16 protein-coding genes are annotated in these 18,440 nt (G+C 47.7%); 8 read left to right on the top strand and 8 right to left on the bottom strand.

Going from position 1 to position 18,440, the window contains the following annotated elements; all coding sequences use genetic code 11:
* Nucleotides 1-22: 22 nt before the first annotated feature.
* The 6 genes from FTU69_RS10645 to FTU69_RS10620 all read left to right on the top strand — a co-directional run bounded on the left by FTU69_RS10645 (nucleotide 23) and on the right by FTU69_RS10620 (nucleotide 7,172).
* The gene (locus FTU69_RS10645) at nucleotides 23-1,564 is read left to right on the top strand and encodes a TolC family outer membrane protein (protein WP_180103860.1); all 1,542 of its coding nucleotides are present in this window, start codon (nucleotides 23-25) and stop codon (nucleotides 1,562-1,564) included.
* Nucleotides 1,561-3,699, top strand: coding sequence for a type I secretion system permease/ATPase (locus tag FTU69_RS10640; protein WP_104513340.1), 2,139 nt, complete (start codon nucleotides 1,561-1,563; stop codon nucleotides 3,697-3,699). Before FTU69_RS10645 ends, FTU69_RS10640 begins: the two co-directional genes overlap by 4 nt.
* On the top strand, nucleotides 3,696-4,880 hold the full coding sequence (locus FTU69_RS10635) for an HlyD family efflux transporter periplasmic adaptor subunit (protein WP_005178811.1): 1,185 nt from the start codon (nucleotides 3,696-3,698) through the stop codon (nucleotides 4,878-4,880). The genes FTU69_RS10640 and FTU69_RS10635 overlap by 4 nt, the downstream gene beginning before the upstream one ends.
* Nucleotides 4,881-4,983: 103 nt before the next feature.
* Nucleotides 4,984-5,583, top strand: a complete 600-nt coding sequence (locus FTU69_RS10630) for a YigZ family protein (RefSeq protein WP_180103859.1) — start codon at nucleotides 4,984-4,986, stop codon at nucleotides 5,581-5,583.
* Nucleotides 5,576-6,193: a DapH/DapD/GlmU-related protein gene (locus FTU69_RS10625; protein ID WP_104473705.1), complete on the top strand. Its 618-nt coding sequence runs from the start codon at nucleotides 5,576-5,578 to the stop codon at nucleotides 6,191-6,193. The genes FTU69_RS10630 and FTU69_RS10625 overlap by 8 nt, the downstream gene beginning before the upstream one ends.
* Before the next feature lie 136 nt (nucleotides 6,194-6,329).
* Nucleotides 6,330-7,172, top strand: coding sequence for a universal stress protein (locus tag FTU69_RS10620; protein ID WP_005178808.1), 843 nt, complete (start codon nucleotides 6,330-6,332; stop codon nucleotides 7,170-7,172).
* A gap of 142 nt (nucleotides 7,173-7,314) precedes the next feature.
* On the opposite strand, the gene FTU69_RS10615 is transcribed toward FTU69_RS10620, so the two are convergent.
* The 4 genes from FTU69_RS10615 to mutS form a co-directional block, all read right to left on the bottom strand.
* The gene (locus FTU69_RS10615) at nucleotides 7,315-7,980 is read right to left on the bottom strand and encodes an O-methyltransferase (protein WP_005178807.1); all 666 of its coding nucleotides are present in this window, start codon (nucleotides 7,978-7,980) and stop codon (nucleotides 7,315-7,317) included.
* Nucleotides 7,981-8,112: 132 nt separating this feature from the next.
* Nucleotides 8,113-8,835, bottom strand: a complete 723-nt coding sequence (locus FTU69_RS10610; RefSeq protein ID WP_180103858.1) for a D-Ala-D-Ala carboxypeptidase family metallohydrolase — start codon at nucleotides 8,833-8,835, stop codon at nucleotides 8,113-8,115.
* Between the two features lie 130 nt (nucleotides 8,836-8,965).
* Nucleotides 8,966-9,289 carry a ferredoxin FdxA gene (gene fdxA, locus FTU69_RS10605; RefSeq protein ID WP_005178805.1) on the bottom strand — a complete coding sequence of 108 codons (324 nt, stop codon included), beginning with the start codon at nucleotides 9,287-9,289 and terminating at the stop codon, nucleotides 8,966-8,968.
* 205 nt (nucleotides 9,290-9,494) lie between these two features.
* A complete protein-coding gene (gene mutS / locus FTU69_RS10600) occupies nucleotides 9,495-12,128 on the bottom strand; it encodes a DNA mismatch repair protein MutS (protein ID WP_104471029.1) in 2,634 nt (877 codons plus the stop codon).
* Between the two features lie 207 nt (nucleotides 12,129-12,335).
* On the opposite strand from mutS, the gene FTU69_RS10595 reads away from it, so the two are divergent.
* Together FTU69_RS10595 and FTU69_RS10590 are read left to right on the top strand one after the other, a co-directional pair.
* Nucleotides 12,336-12,488 carry a hypothetical protein gene (locus FTU69_RS10595; protein ID WP_155756624.1) on the top strand — a complete coding sequence of 51 codons (153 nt, stop codon included), beginning with the start codon at nucleotides 12,336-12,338 and terminating at the stop codon, nucleotides 12,486-12,488.
* On the top strand, nucleotides 12,488-13,561 hold the full coding sequence (locus tag FTU69_RS10590) for a maleylacetate reductase (protein WP_180103857.1): 1,074 nt from the start codon (nucleotides 12,488-12,490) through the stop codon (nucleotides 13,559-13,561). The genes FTU69_RS10595 and FTU69_RS10590 overlap by 1 nt, the downstream gene beginning before the upstream one ends.
* Nucleotides 13,562-13,637: 76 nt before the next feature.
* Here the strand turns inward: FTU69_RS10590 and FTU69_RS10585 are convergent, their stop codons facing one another.
* From FTU69_RS10585 to FTU69_RS10570, 4 genes are all read right to left on the bottom strand, one after another.
* A complete protein-coding gene (locus FTU69_RS10585) occupies nucleotides 13,638-15,641 on the bottom strand; it encodes a triacylglycerol lipase (RefSeq protein WP_163145713.1) in 2,004 nt (667 codons plus the stop codon).
* A gap of 113 nt (nucleotides 15,642-15,754) precedes the next feature.
* Complete coding sequence (locus tag FTU69_RS10580) at nucleotides 15,755-16,663, bottom strand: ABUW_2363 family tetratricopeptide repeat lipoprotein (RefSeq protein WP_180103856.1); 909 nt, start codon at nucleotides 16,661-16,663, stop codon at nucleotides 15,755-15,757.
* 107 nt (nucleotides 16,664-16,770) lie between these two features.
* On the bottom strand, nucleotides 16,771-17,580 hold the full coding sequence (gene cysE, locus FTU69_RS10575; RefSeq protein WP_005178800.1) for a serine O-acetyltransferase: 810 nt from the start codon (nucleotides 17,578-17,580) through the stop codon (nucleotides 16,771-16,773).
* Complete coding sequence (locus tag FTU69_RS10570; RefSeq protein ID WP_180103855.1) at nucleotides 17,573-18,427, bottom strand: RNA methyltransferase; 855 nt, start codon at nucleotides 18,425-18,427, stop codon at nucleotides 17,573-17,575. Before FTU69_RS10570 ends, cysE begins: the two co-directional genes overlap by 8 nt.
* Between the last annotated feature and the right edge of the window lie 13 nt (nucleotides 18,428-18,440).

The raw sequence follows: 18,440 nt of genomic DNA, 5'->3' as shown, positions 1-18,440 counted from the left end.
AATATTAGTTTGAATGACGACAATGATGGGTTGCAAGAGCTTAACAGTTCATAAAAATAAATTATTCAGGCAGACGCTACTGTGGCAGGCTTTATTGCTGAGTGGACTGCTGAGCCAGTCGCTTTATGCTGAAACGACGACTTCAGAACGGCAAACACTTCAACAGAGCATGGCACGTTTATTTACCCCGCAATCTGACCAGAATTTTACTCGTGTCCGTATTAGTGAACTGAGCCAGTTTCAGCTCGATACACAAAATATTCAGGAAATGCCCCGGGCAGTACCAGCATCATCTGTTTCAGAAACAGCGGCATCAGCCCGATCCTCTGTGCAACAGCCTTTAAGTTTTAATGACACCATTCGGACCGCTGTTCAGCGTCATCCTGAAATTTCCCAGGCCATTTCCACTTTGGCAGCCCAGAATGCCAGTATTGATGTGGCGAAGTCCGGTTATTATCCGCAATTATCTGGTGGTATTTCCACAGCAGACCTGACCAAAGGCGAGCGCGGCCGTCAGCTGCTGAGCCTGAATGCCACGCAAATGCTTTATGATTTTGGCAAGGTCAAAAGCAGTGTCAACTTGGAACAGGCCCGTTTGGCCGCAGAGCAGGCCAATGTGCTGGTCAGTATTGATGATATTGCTTACCAGACTGCCAATGCCATGATTAATATCAAACGCTATCAGGAAATTACCCGTATTGCTGAAGAGCAGATTCAGGGGATTGCCCGCATTGCGGAAATCACCAATTTACGTGCCGAGGCCGGGATTAGTACCCAGGCCGACCCGATTCAGGCCCGTTCCAATCTGGAAGCTGCGGAAGCCAATTTAATTGTGCAGCAAACCCAGCTGCGCCAATTTCAGCAAAAGCTGCGCACTTTGGTCGGGTTTGAGGTTCATCAGCGTAACTGGCAGATTCCAGAGCGGCTGGTGAAAGAGGCGCAATTATATTCAGAGCCGGTTTTTCAGCAGATTCCCGGACTAATCGCTGCTCAGGCTGAAGTTGAAGTGGCCAAATTACGTAAGCAGCAATCACGTTTAAGTGCTTATCCCACTTTAAATGTGAAAGGTTCTATAAGTCAGGCCATCAATGGTCGTAATCCAAATAACAATGAAGATGATGGCCTCTATAATTCGATCATGCTGGAAGCCAATAGCAACTTTTATCAGGGCGGGGCAATTGCGTCACAAACCCGGGCGGCCAGTTATGCAGAAGAAGCGGCCAAGGCACGGGTCAATAGTGTGTATCTAGAGGTGCTGGATGAAACCCGCATGCTGCGTGAAGAAATCCAGAACAAGCAGCGCCAGATGAATATTCTGGTCAAGCGTCAGGCCACCACCATCCAGACCAAAGAGCTGTATCAGGAACAATATAAATTAGGCACGCGCTCAGCTGTCGATTTACTGAATGCCGAACAGGCAATTCATAGTGCCGCCCAGGAAATTGAAAATACGCGTTTTGATATTTATGCCGCCATTGCGCGCTATATCTCCATTACCGGACGGACACGCGATATTTATGATTTAAACCATATATCCATTCAGGGGCTTGAAGTTCAGCCATGAGTACTAAAATAAATTATCAACCGTGGCTTCAAGCAGTGCTGAGCATTGCCAAGCATTACCGGATTGAACCATCCGCAGAACGTATCCGCTTGCAGCTGGACTGGAATCCGAACCAGAATATTGATGATATTTTAAATCTGATTGCCCGTCAGGTGGGCCTAAGTCTGCGCAAAACCGACTTTAGCGCCGAAGTGATCAATCCCTGGCGTTTGCCGGTACTGGTTGAATTCCAGGATGGTCAGGTGGGCGTAATTGACAAGGTCGATGCTGAGGGTAACCTGAGTATTCAGTTCAGTGGTGATCAGGGTTTGTCACAAATGCTGGCCAGCGACACCTTGGCTGAGCATGTGCGGCATGTCTATATCCTGCGTCCGGAAAAATCGGTTCCCGATGCGCGGGTAGATGAATATGTTAAACCCTATGAAGACAACTGGTTCTGGTCAATTGTGCTGCGGGACTGGAAACGTTATATCGATGTAATGTTTGCCTCCCTGATGGCCAATATTCTGGCGCTGGCCACCATCCTGTTTTCGATGAATGTCTATGACCGGGTAATTCCGGCACAATCGGTTCCCACTTTGTGGGTGTTGGCAGGTGGGGTGCTGATTGCGGCCATTTTCGAGTTTAGTTTAAGGGTCGCACGGATTTACCTCTCCGATATTGTCGGCAAGCGCGCTGATCTGCGTATTTCAGATCGGGTATATGGACATGCGCTACGGATTAAAAACAGTGAACGCTCTAAATCGACCGGGACCTTTATTTCACAAATTCGTGAACTGGAAGGGGTGCGTGAACTGGTGACGTCGACCACCATTTCTGCAATCGCTGATTTGCCTTTCTTCCTGCTGTTCCTAGGCGTGTTCTGGGTGATTGGCGGGAACCTGTTCTGGGTGATGCTGATTGTGGTACCGCTCATGATTATTCCCGGTATTCTGGCGCAAAAGCCTCTGGCTAAACTGGCTAATGAGGGGATGCGTGAAGGCGCAATCCGCAATGCCATGCTGGTGGAATCGGTACAGGGCATTGAAGACATCAAGTTATTACGCGCCGAAGCCCGCTTCCAGAACCAGTGGAATCATATGAATGAAGTCTCCGCCGATATTGCTATGCGTCAGCGTAAAATTGTTGGGGTGATGACGGCCTGGACCCAGAAAATTCAGGGGCTGACCTTTGCAATTGTGGTGCTGGTCGGCTGTTTTGCCGTGATGGATGGAGAAATGACCACCGGTGCTCTGGTGGCTTGTTCAATTTTATCTTCACGGATGCTGGCACCAATTTCACAGATTGCCGGCGTGCTGGGCCGTTTACAACAGGCCAAAGTGGCGAAACAGGGACTGGATGAATTAATGAAAAAACCGGTTGATCAGCCGGAACATAGCCACTTAATTCATCGTCCGGTGTTAAATGGTCATTATGAATTAAGCGGGGTCAGCTTTAAATATGGCGAAGATGATCCTAAACCAACCTTGATGGTGCCCAAGCTCGAAATTAAAGCCGGTGAAAAAATTGCCATTCTGGGCCGGAATGGTGCCGGAAAGTCCACCTTGTTGCAGCTTTTTTCCGGCATGCAAACCCCGAATCAGGGCAAAATTAAACTCGATGGCGTAGAGTTGGGCCTGATTGATCCTGCTGATGTACGCCGTGATATGGGGCTATTGAATCAGAATGCGCATCTGTTTTTTGGCACGGTACGAGAAAACCTGACTTTGGGTGCACCATTGGCCAATGATGACGATATTTTACAGGCACTTCGAATTACCGGTGCGCTGGCTTTTGTGCAGGAAAAGAAAGAAGGGCTGGACCATCTGATTCTGGAAGGTGGTGTGGGGTTCTCTGGTGGCCAGAAACAGGCCTTGTTGCTGGCCCGTTTGCTGCTGCGTCAGCCGAATATTTTATTGCTGGATGAACCAACGGCTGCAATTGATGATGTCTCCGAGAAACAGTTGATTGATCATTTGAAAATGTGGCTTGGGCACCGGACTTTGGTGGTGGCCACCCATCGCCGTGCAGTCTTAGAGCTGGTGGACCGGATTATTGTGGTCAATGATGGGAAAATTGTGATGGACGGGCCACGAGACCAGATTCTTAATCAGTCTGCATCTCAACCACGTCAGATGGCAGGAGCGAAGTCATGAGTGAACAATTAAGCAAACGTTCAATGCAGGTGACCGAGCTGGAGCCACCTTTACCTAAAGCCAGTCTGTTTATCTGGATTATCTGTATTGGACTGGCAGTTTTGCTACTCTGGGCCTGGCTGTTCAAGCTGGAAGAAGTATCCACCGGCACTGGTAAAGTGGTGCCATCTTCGAAAGAGCAGGTGGTACAGTCTTTAGAAGGCGGGATTCTCACCACCTTGAATGTCCGTGAAGGGGAAATTGTCAATCGGGGTCAGGTGCTGGCCCAGCTGGACCCGACCCGGTTTGCTTCTAATGTGGGTGAATCGGAATCTTTACTGGTATCTTCCTTGGCCACTTCGGCCCGGTTACGCGCTGAAGTAAATGGCACGCCTCTGGTTTTTCCTGAAGAAGTGCTGAAAGAGCCAAAACTGGTACAGCAGGAAACTGCTTTATACAATTCGCGCCGGGCCAACTTAGAAGAATCGCTGGCCGGTTTACGGCAGGCTCTGGTGCTGGTCGAGCAGGAATTGCGTATGACTGAACCCTTGGTGGCCAAAGGTGCGGCCAGTGAGGTGGAAGTGCTGCGTCTGAAACGCGAGGCCAATGACCTGCGTAACCAGATGAATGATATTCGTAACCAGTATTATGTCAAAGCGCGTGAAGAGCTGTCCAAGTCCAGTACCGATGTACAGACCCAGCAACAGGTGGTACGTGGCAAGTCCGACACCTTGAACCGCACAGTCTTCAAGTCGCCGGTACGGGGTGTGGTCAAGGAAATTGATGTGATGACCATTGGCGGGGTCGTACCGCAAAATGGCAAGTTAATGACCATTGTGCCTTTAGATGAACAGCTGTTAATTGAAGCGCGGATCTCGCCGCGAGATATTGCATTTATTCGCCCAGACCAGGAAGCACTGGTCAAAATTACCGCCTATGATTATTCGATTTATGGCGGTTTAAAGGGTAAGGTCACGGTGATTTCACCGGATACCATCCGTGATGAAGTCAAGCAGGACCAGTTTTATTACCGGGTCTATATCCGGACCGATACCGATAAGCTGACCAATAAATCTGGCCAGCAGTTCAGTATTACCCCCGGAATGGTGGCCACGGTTGATATTAAAACCGGTTCCAAAACCGTACTGGATTATCTGATTAAACCGTTTAACAAGGCCCAGGAAGCGTTACGCGAGCGTTAATTGTCAATTCAACTTAGACCTCCCAGTTTGGGAGGTTTTTTATTGCTAAAACTTGCCTGAAAACACGTTATAATTTCAGAGATTATTGCATTTTAGCTGTGTTATGCCATTTACCATTGCCTCCCTTGTTCGCTTTGAAGAAGATATTAAAAAGAGCCGTTTTGAGGCCATTGCCGTACCGGTAGAAAACGAACAGGCGGTTAAAGATTTTCTGGAAGCCAACAAAGACCTGACCACCACCCATCAATGCTGGGCATGGAAAATTGGCCATCAGGTGCGTTTTAATGATGATGGTGAACCTTCTGGCACTGCCGGCCGACCTATTCTGGCTACCATTGAGGGCAATGAGCTGACCAATGTGCTGGTGCTGGTCAATCGCTGGTATGGCGGGATTAAACTTGGCACCGGTGGTCTGGTGCGCGCTTATGGGGGGTGTGTTGGGCAATGTCTGTTGCTGGCAGAAAAAATTGAATTGATTGAAAAGAAAAAAGTCGAGTTTCAGTGCCAGTTTAATGAATGGGCCATTTTCCAATATGAACTGAATAGCCAGAATATCGAGTTTGAGGAACAGTACGGGGCAGATGGCGTGCAAGTCAATGCCTTATTACAGGTGCATCAGATTGAGCCTTTGGCCTTAAAAATTCAGGACGTTACCCGCGGCCGGGAACAGCTCAAAGTCATGGAGGAGCCAGCAGATGACTGAACATGATCCTTTGCTGAAATATCGGGAACAGCATAAACATCGGCTGAATTATATGCCATGGCTGTACTGGTCGCTGAAACCGAAAAACCGGGTTTGGGCCGAAGCCTGGCAAAAAGACTATCAGGCCTATTTGATGGAGATGGAAACGGTAGAAATTGGCGAGAACTGCTTTATTTCACCGCTGGCGCATATTTTTGCCGAACCGGGACGTAAAATTAGCATCGGGGATAATACTTTTATTGCTGCAGATTGTACCTTGCATGGTCCGCTGCATATTGGCAGTGAAGTGGCGATTAATCATCATAGTATTCTAGATGGTGGTCGGGTCGGCATTAAGATTCACGATCAGGTGCGTATTGCCGCCTATTGCCATTTATATGCCTTTGATCATGGCATGGATTTAGCTCAGCCAATTTACCAGCAGCCAGTACGTTCGCAGGGCATCGAAATTGAACGCGATGTCTGGCTGGGTGCTCATGTCGGCGTTAAGGATGGTATTAAAATTGGTGCCCATGCGGTTGTCGGCATGCACAGCATGGTCACCAAAGATATTGAAAGCCGGGCCATTGTGGCAGGGAATCCGGCACGTTTGATTCGTTATCGTGATTAATCTCATACATAGCTCTCTATCTTCAAATGTCTGTGTTTTATTTACATTTTGTCATGTCATCCGCTGAGGACTTATGCTAAGTTTTAGATAACAATTAAAACGAAAGCCTGGCAGACAGGCAACAAGAGAGGCGACAATGAAACGAGTAATTGCCTGTATTGATTCTTCACCCTGTATCAATGCACTCGCGGAAGCCGCAGCGTGGATAGCCAAGCAGACCCAGCGGGAACTGGTGCTGTTACAGGTGCTGGACTATTATCCGGCCAGTTATCACTTAGGTGAAATTAGCGGGGTCATTGGTTTTGAAAGCAATGCCATGTTATTGAAGGAACTGGCCGAGCTGGAACAGAAGCAGAGCGACATTGCGCTGGAATATAGCAATAATCTGCTGCGTCATATTTCCGAGATGGTGCAGCAAAAATATAATATCGTGCCGACCCAGATTCAGGAAAAAGGCGATTTTCTTGAACAAAGTTTTAATGTCTTGCAAGAAGATGATATTGCGGTCATCGGCCGGGTTGGGGAGCGTTCCGCCGAACGCAATAAAGCCCTGGGCAGTAACGTCGAAAACTTTATCCGCGGGGCCAATTGTGCCGTTATGACCGTGGGCGAGCAGTTTAAGCCGCCAACCCGTTTTATTTTCGCTTATGAATATTCACCAACCTGCTTAAAAATCATGAAGCGCATCACCCAAAGTGATTTGCTGCGTCTGCTGCAATGTCATTTGCTGTATGTGGGTGATCATCCGGAAATATTGAATGAGCCGACCCAGTATTTAAAAGCCGCTGGTTTAGATGTGGTGGTGGAATATCGTTATGGAGATGTGGCGGAGAATATTCTGGATTATCAGCGTGAACATGGCATTCAGCTAATTTTGCTTGGGGCCTTTAGTCATAGTAAAATCCATCAGTTTTTCCTGGGCAGTATTACCACCACCATTTTCCGGAATTCGAATGTGCCGTTACTGGTAGTGAAATAAAGCCCAAATATCTTACACGCATCTGATGAATTACTGTCCAAGGTTATCCGCATTTATTGTGGATAACTATATGGACAGTATATGTAAGTTTATAAAAAATAAAATAAATATTATTTTGTGTGTTTTTTGTTCTGTTTGGGCCTTATTTAACGATGGCCAAGGCAAAGCCATCATGCCCTTTGCTGCCTACCGTTTGCAAGGCAGTTGAGGACAATAAACGTGGATGCTCCTGCATCAGCTTAAACATCTCGCGAATGCCTTCAATGCTAGGCTTGTGATTGTCCGGATTGATGATGTCACCGGCGCGAATTACATTGTCCAGGAAAATTAAGGTGCCGGAGCGTGACAGATTCAGGCTCAGTTCCAGATATTCCGGATAGCTCTGTTTATCGGCATCAATAAAAATAAAGTCAAACGGGGCAGTATCAGCCGGCAGGCTCTTTAAAATATCGGCGGCGCGGCCAACACGCAAATCAATAGTCTGTTTCAGCTTGGCCTGATCAATATTTTCCTGCGCCACGGCGGCGTGTGCATCACGGCCTTCAATAGTCAGAATATAGCCATCTTCCGGTAAAGCGCGCGCCAGCCACATGGTGCTATAGGCGGCAAAGGTACCAAGTTCCAGAATACGTTTACAGCCGTTCATCTGAATTAACATCTGTAACAACATGCCCTGGTTGGGCGCAACAGCAAGGTGATCCGGATAACCCCGATCATCGGTATGTTTTAAGGTTTGGGTCAGAATCGGATCTTCAGGAATTAAATGTGTTTCGATGTAGTGGTCGAGGTCGGTCCACATTTGTTTCATAGTCGGGGGCACCTTTGTTGCAATGCATGCATTTTAAACTTTTCCCCCTAGAGTGCAATTTTTATCGGGAGAGTTGCAGAATTAATAGACATAAAAAGAGGCGCCGCAGCACCTCTGTATTCAGATCCGGATTTATTCGTAATAGCACATTGACGAATAGCGGCTTAAATCCGGTCCCCAGGTACGATAGCCCTGCGTATCAATATGGATTTGCCCTGAAGCATACAGTCCCAAGCCCATATTCAGGCTTTGACCATACTGGGTCCAGAACTGGCACAGTCTGAACTTGGTATTTTCAATAAAGGCATAATCTTGCGGCTGTGGAAATTCCGGCCCAATCCGGAAATCAATAGCGGAATTATATAAATGCCGTGAGGAACTGGCACCACCGGCGCACTGGTTCAGCGGTAAATCGCGATAGACTGAAGTGACTTCAAAATCGGTCAGGACTTTGGAGGCAACCAGATATTTAAAGACTTTTAAGGTTGGAATCTGATTGCGCCATAATTCGCGGTTGGGCACCATGTATTGCGAGCGGCCACATTTTTGCCAGTCACGTGCGGTGCGCAGTAATTCAAAACTTGGAATAATATTGCCGACGCCTTCAGCATTCAGGAATTTTTCATATTCGCGGACCTGGCGCAGGTTATCGGTCACGGCAATCCAGCTGTTATAGGCATAGGGCACCACTTTTGGTGCGACCTTGCGTTCATAGCTGATTTTTTCTTGTGGGATATAAATCCGTTTTCCATCAGGCGAATGAATCGTTTTCCCTTTCTGCGGTGTGGTTGTACATCCGAGCATGATCAGGTGCACGATGCTGAGCGAGAGCACCGCCTTGAGAAATTGCGTCATTATGCAAATCAAACGTTTACTAAAATCCTAAGCATTCTAATCTAAAAGCTTCGGTAAAAATTGAAAATATTGCAATCAAATGTGTGTTTTAGGTATAAAAAAAGATCAGCTTTTGCTGATCTTTTTAAAATTACTTTTCTAAGTATTGTAATTTGTCCGGCTTGCCATTCCATTCTTCACGGTCAGCAGGCTGTTCACCAATTTGCGTGATATTTGGCCATTTTTCTGCCAGTTCAGCATTCAGCTCGATAAATACTTCCTGACCTTCTGGTAGCTCATCTTCCGAGAAAATCGCATTGGCTGGACACTCAGGTTCACACAGTGCGCAGTCGATACATTCATCCGGGTTAATCACCAGGAAGTTTGGACCTTCATAGAAACAATCTACAGGGCATACTTCTACACAGTCTTGATATTTACATTTAATACAGTTTTCAGTGACAACAAATGTCATGGCGACAGCTACCTAAAAATATGGTTCTAATAACTAAGCTGTATTTTAGGCAAAAATGATGTGAACTAACAATTGCTTTTACTGATATTTGATATAGACAGTGCTACTAAATTTGATAAAAGTGCTATAAAACCATCAAAAAAACTTATAAATGAAAAAGACTCTCAAATGAGAGCCTTTCCATATATGAAATTCAAGTCTTGAATCAGGCGTTTAGCTGCTCTTTCAGGGCATACAATTGCTCTAGAGCCTGACGTGGGGTGAGATTATCGACATCCAGTTGGCGTAAGGCTTCGAGGGCCGGTGATGGTTTTTCAACTTCGACAATCCGTTCAATCACTTCAGTTTCTACCACCGGTTCACTGAATAAATCATGCTGGACCGATTTTTGTACCGACTGATGTGACTGCTTTTCCAGAATCTTCAGGCGATTTTGTGCTTCTTTAATCACATTGGCAGGAATACCGGCCAGTTTGGCCACCTGCAAACCATGACTCTGGCTGGCCGGACCCTGCTGGACTTTATGCAGTAAAATCAGGTTGCCATTGAGTTCTTTGGCCGTAACATGATAATTATCAATACCTGATTCTTTGCCTAGCTCGGTCAGCTCGAAATAATGCGTAGCGAACAGGCATAAGCATTTGATCCGTTTGGTTAAATCCAGCACACAGGCCCAGGCCAGTGACAGGCCATCATAGGTACTGGTGCCACGGCCGACTTCATCCATCAGCACCAGTGACTGATTGGTGGCATGATGCAGAATTTGCGAGGTTTCGGTCATTTCCACCATAAAGGTTGATTTACCGGTAGACAGGTCATCGGCCGAACCAATCCGGGTGAAAATCCGGTCAATCGGACCTAGCACCGCAGCTTGAGCCGGCACATAACTGCCACAATAGCCAAGCAGGGCAATTAGTGCGGTCTGGCGCATAAAGGTCGATTTACCGCCCATATTCGGCCCGGTAATAATTGCCATACGATGGTTAAAATCCAGTGTGGTGTCATTTGGGGTAAATGCGGTTTTGCTCAAGGCTTCCACCACTGGATGACGGCCGGCGACAATCTTGACTCCAATTTCCGGTGAAAATTCCGGACGGGTCCAGTTTTTCAGGCGGGCCTGATGGGCAAAGTTGGCCAGCACATCAATCTGGGCAATGGCGCTGCTCATCATCTGCAAATTGCCAATGTCCTGACGCAGCTCATCCAGCAGCATTTCAAACAGCATTTTTTCCCGTGCCAGCGCGCGTGATTCACTCGACAATACCTTATCTTCAAAACTTTTCAGTTCCGGGGTGATATAACGCTCGGCATTTTTTAAGGTCTGACGACGGATATAATGCTCCGGTGCCTGTTCGGCCTGCGCACGGGACAGTTCAATATAGTAGCCACTAACGCGGTTATAGCCAATTTTAAGCGTGTTGATGCCAGTACGTTCACGCTCCTGAATTTCCAGATCAATCAGGAACTGGCCGGCATGATCACGGATTTGACGTAACTCATCCAGCTCGCTGTCAAAGCCTTCGGCAATGACATTACCATCACGCAGCAACACCGGTGGCTGTTCCACAATGGCCGCCATTAAACGCTGGTAAAGGCCCTGAAAATCGCCCAGTTCTTCATTCAGCTGTTGTAAATATTTGGATTGGCCGGCACTGACAATCGGCTGCACGGCATGACGTAAATACGGAATCTGGGCACAGGCCTGACGCAGCTGCACCAGATCACGTGGGCGCGCACTGCCTAAAGCGACCCGGCTCAGCACACGTTCAATATCACTAATTTCTTTCAGTACCAGACGAATTGGTGCATCGTGATAACCGGTTAAAATCGCTTCGGTCGCATCCAGCCTTGCATCCAGCAGTGCGGTATCACGTAGCGGTTGCATTAAGGTGCGGCTAAGTAGACGACCACCCATCGCGGTCTGGCAGTCATTAATCAGCTGAAACAGTGAGGTGCCGTGTTCAAATAAAGGTTCAATCAGTTCCAGATTACGCCGGGTCACCGGGTCTAGCGCAATAAAATCGCTACTTTGTTCCAGCTGAATCGAGCGGATATGCGGCAACGCCGTTCTTTGGGTTTCTTTGGCATAGTGAATCAAGGCGGCGGCGGCGGCTTTGGCCAAAGGCAAATGATCAATCCCAAAGCCAGATAGGGTAGCTACGCCTAGCTGGTCACACAGGGTTTTCTGGGCATTATTCAGGTTAAAATCGACATTTGGACGTTTGGTAACCGGGCAATCCAGCTGTTTTTTAACAGACTCGATGATATTCGGATCGACAATATCTTCATCGACCACAATTTCGCTTGGCATGAGACGCGACAGTTCAATCGCCAGCTGTTCCGGTTGATACTCCTGCTGCTGGACCTTGAAAATACCGGCACTTAAATCTAGCAGTGCAATCCCGATCTGGTTCTGCTGTAAACAGAGCGCGACCAGATTGGAAGATTGATAGCTGTTGAGCAGGGCATCGTCGGTGAGTGTGCCGGGGGTAATAATCCGTACTACGCCACGTTCCACCGGGCCTTTGCCAGTTACCTCGCCAATTTGCTCGCAGATCACCACGGTTTCGCCTTTTTTGACTAGTCGCGCCAGATAACCTTCGGCAGAATGATAGGGCACGCCGGCCATCGGAATTGGCTGGCCATTGGCCTTACCGCGATGGGTCAGGGTAATGCCTAACAGTTTGGCCGCCTTGTGCGCATCATCAAAAAATAATTCGTAGAAATCACCCATTCGATAAAACATTAAAGAATGTGGATGTTGCATCTTCACTTTTAAATATTGTTGCATCATCGGGGTATGCGAAGATAAGTCAGCCACAATTTCTTGCATGTTCATGTACATTCAGTTCCTTCAATTAACGCATGGGTGTTGGAATGGCTTTCACCGCGTGGATGTCATTTGGGCCAGCTGGAGCAGATAAAACATCGTATTTAAATCCTGCACGTCGATGCTGTTGACGACCCAACAAGCGCTTCATCTTAACAAATTTAGCTAGGCGGAAAAAACCGATTCTGGAAAATCTGTGCTGAAACTGAGCAGCTTATGGCGGAGAAAATTAAGCGAGCAATACAGCTGATGAAGATTGCAGCAGAGAAGACCAGGAAATATGGAAAGCAGCGTTGCAGCAATGCGCTCGAAGCAGCAGGAGAGGCACTCTATACTGGGGTAAAGAACAACATGAAGATGAGCCCATGATGCCCAAATTCTATTATCAGGCTTTGCCAGTACAGGTGTATTTTGGTGCGGGGGAAGCCAAGCGCACGCAGGATATTCTCAAGCAGGCCGGTTATCACAAGATTCTGCTGATTGCCACGCCCGGCCAGCAGAAGGCCGCTGAGCAGCTGGCCCGGCAACTTGGTGATTTGACCGTTACGGTTTATGCTCATGCGGTAATGCACGTGCCGGCAGAGGTGGCACGGCAGGCGGTTCAGGCAGCACAAGAATTACAGGTGGATTGCTGTCTGGCTTTGGGGGGCGGTTCGGCTATTGGTTTAGCCAAAGCCATTGCACTGGACACCCATCTGCCAATTGTGGCAATTCCGACCACCTATGCGGGCAGTGAAATGACCCCGGTATATGGTATTACGGAAAATCAGCTGAAAACCACCGGCAAAGCTGCACAGGTGTTACCGAAAATCGTGATTTATGATCCAGCGCTTAACCTGAATCTGCCGGCAGAGATTTCTGCCTGTTCGGGCATGAATGCCATGGCGCATGCGGTGGAGGCTTTGTATGCAGAAAATAAAAATCCGGTGATTAGCCTGATGGCGCTGGAGGCGATTCGCTGTCTGGCCACCGCTTTACCGGAACTGGTACAGCATCCGAACGATATTCAACTGCGTGAACAGGTCAGCTATGGCGCGTGGCTGGCTGGGATTTGTCTGGGTTCGGTGGGTATGGCGATTCACCATAAAATCTGTCATAGCCTAGGGGGCACCTTTAACCTGCCTCATGCGCAAACCCACGCGATTATGCTGGCCTATTCGGTGCACTATAACCGCCATGCCGATGTACAGGCGATGGATCAACTGGCCGCTGCACTGGGTGTTGACAGTCGGGAGGAGCTGGGCCGTTTTATCTATCAATTAAACCAGCGCCTGCAGATTCCTCTGGCTTTAAAAGACTTAGGGTTACCGGAACACGCCCCGGCGGACATTGCCCGGATGATTTGTGATTCGCCGTATTATAATCCGCGTGAATATGACGATGATGAATTAAAGCAGCTGTCGCTGCAGGCTTATGCCGGTTTGCCTCCTGCCACACTTTAATACATAGCAATATGTAGCCATCTTCCAGAGATAAAAAAACCGAAGCGGTTGAAGGCTTCGGTTTTTTATTGGCAGGTTAAGGTTTATATAAACCCAGCTCCTGCAAGTGTAAGCGTAAAATCCGGCGCAGTTCCAACACTGCTTCTGGAGTTTCCTGAATCGAGTGGCCGCCGGTAATAATTTTTTCAGACTGGGCCTGTTTCAGATGCGCACTTTCATAGGCCACAATATCATCGGTGATGAGAGCAGGGTCGTTACTCTGACTGGTATTGCCCATAATACTATGATATTTCAGTCCTTTACGTGGCTGAATATCTTGAGTTAAGGCAATAAATTTGGATTGATGGCTTAAATCGCTTGGGCCATTTTGAATCAGGCCTTTATCTAGTTCATTGACCAGATCTTTCAGGCTCGGGTCTTCATTTAACAATGAATCGGTGGCCGCATTTAAAAATGCCCCCGGTAAACGGATAATTTTACGCGCCACTTTGGTAAACCAGCGATCGGCATATTCGGTGCCGCGGTGCGGAGCGGCCAAGAAAATTGCCCGGTTAAAGTTAGGAATATCCTGCATAATCAGGCGCTGCTGAATCACGGGAATACGGCGGTATTTGGCCAGTTGTCGGCCACTCATCATCGACAGGGCTTCTTTGGACACATCGGCATCACTGACCAGGAGTCGGGCAATAATCCCGCCCATACTGTGGCCGACCAGCACCGCATCTTTTTTTGCTGCGGCTTTAGGGTTGACCTGCTGGAAGGCTTGGGTCAGCAGGGCATGAATCTGGAAACGGCTTTCAATAATTGGCATATTGGTCGAATAAAACACCTGCCAGACCTGATAATGCTCGCGTAACACTGGATCACCCATAATATCGTTGGTTAAGCGAATCCAGGCTTCCGGACTACTGGCCAGACCATGCACCAAAACCAGCACTTTTTTATTCGGATTATATGGTTCCAGAAAATATAAATGCGGCATGGTCAGCTTGTCATCACGGTCAATCAGTGACAGATAAGCCGATTTCAGCAGATTATTTTCCGCCAGCCACAGTCCATAAGGCGCAGAAAAATTAGCCGCCAGCGGATAGTTTTTATTGGCAATGCGGGCCTGTTCATATTTATAGGGATCATAGGCGCGCAGGCGAAAATCCTTGTTCAGGATATCCTCTACATTGCCAAACTGCTGCGGTTCAGCCACCAGGGTTGCCGCTAGATAACGGGCCTGATGGATATTCGGATTCTGATTGTTTGGATAACGATGGCTTAAAGGATCAATAATATAACGGGCTTTCTCTGGCTGATCTGCGCGCTGCTCCGGCAGAATGACCAGAAATTCCGAGCCAAAACCATCACGACGGGTAATGGAACGTAAACCTGAAAAGTTCAGGTCATAGGTGGCTCTTAACTGCTCGATTTTTTGCTGTTTTAAGGTTGGAAAATAATTGAAGTCAATATGATAGGTACTTTCACCGACCTGAATCTGGCTGGCCACCACATCCGGCTGATAGCGCAGGGTATAGCTGGATACTAGTTTGGCAATGGCCTGATTATAAAAGTCGCGGATTTGTACCTGACGGTTGTCAAAAATCCGGTCTTGTGGCGCCCGTTCGGTTTTGAACATATAGGCATAGCTATAACGGATACTTTTATCCAGCATAAACAGCTGCTGGTCGAGGCATTTTTGATAGTTCTGCTGCTGTAATTGCTGTTTTTCTTCAGACTGGTGTTTGCTTAAAATTCCGATTTTACAATTGGAAGAATCGGCCAGTTGCATGGCTTTGGCCAGATAAACTTCGCTGGCAGTGGACAGCAGCTGTTCATCCAGAATTTCCGGAATCTGCTTCAGTTCATCAATACACTGTTTCGGGTTTTCGGTACAGATTTGCGCTTCACGGCCAGTCATGGACAAGACATTGAGGCTGGCCTCGCTCAAGCGGTCACGAGATAAAATACTTTCCCGTTCGTTGGCAATGCTGACATTTAATGCTTGCTGTTTAACACTGACCGTTTGGCAGCCAACGAGAATGGAACTGCTGAGCGCGGTGGCCAGCATCATCTTATACGTCATAGTGGTCATGTGAATTCGCATCGTATTTTATAAGTTTTTTTTAATCATACTGAATTTCTTGGTTTTTTCAATTGACAAAAAAATAGGCCATATAACATGACCTATTTTTTCTTTCACCAGACTTAAGCCTTCGGTGTCATGATTTGCCAGACATTCCAGCGGCCCTGTTTTTCAATTTCAGTAATTAAACGGTCTGCCACAGCTGCTTCTTGCGGATACTTGATCTTGTAGTTTTTCAAGGTCTGTACCGCATTTTTCTTTTGCTCTAAAGCAATGTAGTTGTTGGCAGCAGCCAGATAGGCTTCCTGTACGCCGGCTTTCATGGCTTTATCTAAATAAGAAATTGCTTCACGATGACCGCCACCTTCAGACAGGGCAAAACCAAACCAGAAATTGGCTTCGGCATCTTCCTTGTTAATTTTCAGGATGCGCTGCGCATAAGCCAGAGAACGGGTGGTATAAATTGAACCTAAGTCCAGGTTACGTGCCATTACGCTGGCTTTAAAGGCACGAATCAGCACATCAAAAGAGGCATTTTCCTGTACCGCCAGGCTGTCCAGTTGTTGGGTGACTTCTTTGAGTTTAGCTTCAAAACCGCGGCGTTCCTGACGGTCAGTAAAACGTGGTGGATAGTGACGTGCTTTACCTTCGACCATCTGTAAAAAGTCATCAATTTCGGTGATGTCAATTTCATTTTCACCGGCCAGCACCGCAAACTTCAAGCTGCGCTGGTTGTTGTTGATGGTCGGAATAATCAGACGGTTGGTGTCTAAAGTAATTTTTTTCGATGGATTATCCGGGGCAGTTACTTCCATTTTAGTCACTGGCTGGGCCGCAGCCTGTTGCAGGTTCAGTTCAAATGGAGGAGGTGCATCATAATTAAACGGATTTAAAGCATAAAATGGAGGGGTCAGATCAGGCTCGGTAAACACAATTGGTGCATTGACTGGGTTTTGTTGTTTTGGTGCAGTGGAACAGGCTGAAACTAAAGTGGTCGCAATCAGAGCAAATGCCAAAGGCTTAAGCGTCATAATATTCATCCGTTAATTTATTTTAAAATGGCTGAGCATGTTCGTCAGTCTAAAAAATCTGTGACGAACATGCAAGAGAAGGCAAGAAGTTTGCTGTTACCGTGTTGTTAAGCTTTGGACTGACTGCTTTGTGCTTCACATTCACGGCGCACATCTTCAATAATTTTTAATTCTTCAGCACTAAATGGCTGTTCGTTTTGCTGCTGCTTTTTAAAACTTGGGTCGAGTAAAGACAGACGCTGACATAAGGTATTCATGCGTTTTTCATTGTGCTGAATACGGTCTAGCAAGACCCGCATGCCGTCTAGAATCGGATCGGACTGATCCTGGGTGGCCGCATAGGGCTGGAAACCGATGCTTTCAGCATAGTCACGGCGACGTGCTTCGGCTTCATCCTTCGGCTGATCTTTGGTAATAAAACGCGCCGGATTGCCGACCGCGGTGGTATTGGCCGGTACCGCTTTGGTCACCACTGCATTGGAACCGACTTTGGCATTTTTACCCACGGTAAATGGCCCGAGAATTTTCGCGCCAGCACCAACAATCACGCCATCTTCTAAAGTCGGGTGACGTTTGCCTTTGTTCCAGGTGGTCCCCCCAAGGGTCACGCCATGATACAGGGTCACATCATCGCCAATTTCGGCTGTTTCACCAATCACCACACCCATACCGTGGTCAATAAAGAAACGGCGACCAATTTTCGCGCCCGGATGAATTTCAATACCGGTGGCAAAGCGGCTAAATGAAGACAACAGGCGCGCCGAACCCTTGCAGTCTTTGTTCCAGAGTTCATGTGCAACCCGATGCATGATCAGGGCATGAATGCCGGGATAGGTAGTTAAGACTTCCAAGGTATTGCGTGCAGCAGGATCGCGCGCAAAGACAGCTTGTATATCTTCTTTGAGCTGTTTAAGCATTATCTTGATCCTCGTCCTGTGTCGATGTTGTTGATGATTTTTTCCATGAACCGTTATTCAATGCCTGTACGCGACTAAAAATGCCACGTAATAAGTGATATTCCATACGATCTAATTGTATACGTCCAAAAAGCCGACGCAAGCGCAAAGGTAATAATCTTGGATTTTTCGGATCCATAAATTCAATCTCGGCCAGCATTTTTTCAATATGCGGATAGAACTGTTCCATCTGGGCATGGGTCACCAGAGGCTCATCCCATTCCATTTCGATACCATCAAGAACCTGCATGGTGGCTTTAGGGTCTGGCTGCTGTTCTACCCGGGCCATGGCTGCCATCCGCATTTCATAACAGATAATCTGAATGGCCTGGGCCACGTTTAACACGCCGTAATCGCTATTCACCGGAATGGTGACATGGTAATTGGCTAGGGCCAGTTCTTCATTGGTCAGACCACGATCTTCACGGCCAAAAATCACCGCAATTTCCTGATGCGATGCCGTGACGGCCTGCATGGCTTTTTCCGCAGCCGGGCGGACATCCAGCAGCGGCCAGGGAATGGTGCGGCTGCGCGCACTGGTACCAAACACCAGATGACAGTCCTGAATGGCCTGTTCCAGGGTGTCGACAATTTCAATCTGTTCAATCAGATCGGTGGCACCGGCCGCCAGTGCGTCAATATCCGGATGCGGATAGGTCTTCGGTGCGACCAGCAACAGTTTGGACAGGCCCATGGTTTTCATGGCGCGTAAGGCGCTGCCGATATTGGCGGGCAGAGTGGTATTGACCATGACAATACGCACATGGGAGAGATGTGCTGACAAGGCAGCATTGTCGACTTGACTCATACAAGGTCCAGAA

Source organism: Acinetobacter sp. YH12134, assembly GCF_013418555.1.
GTDB classification, from domain to species: Bacteria; Pseudomonadota; Gammaproteobacteria; order Pseudomonadales; family Moraxellaceae; genus Acinetobacter; species Acinetobacter indicus.
Note: the sequence above shows the minus strand (reverse complement) of the source record. Positions and strands in the feature narration are given on the sequence as shown.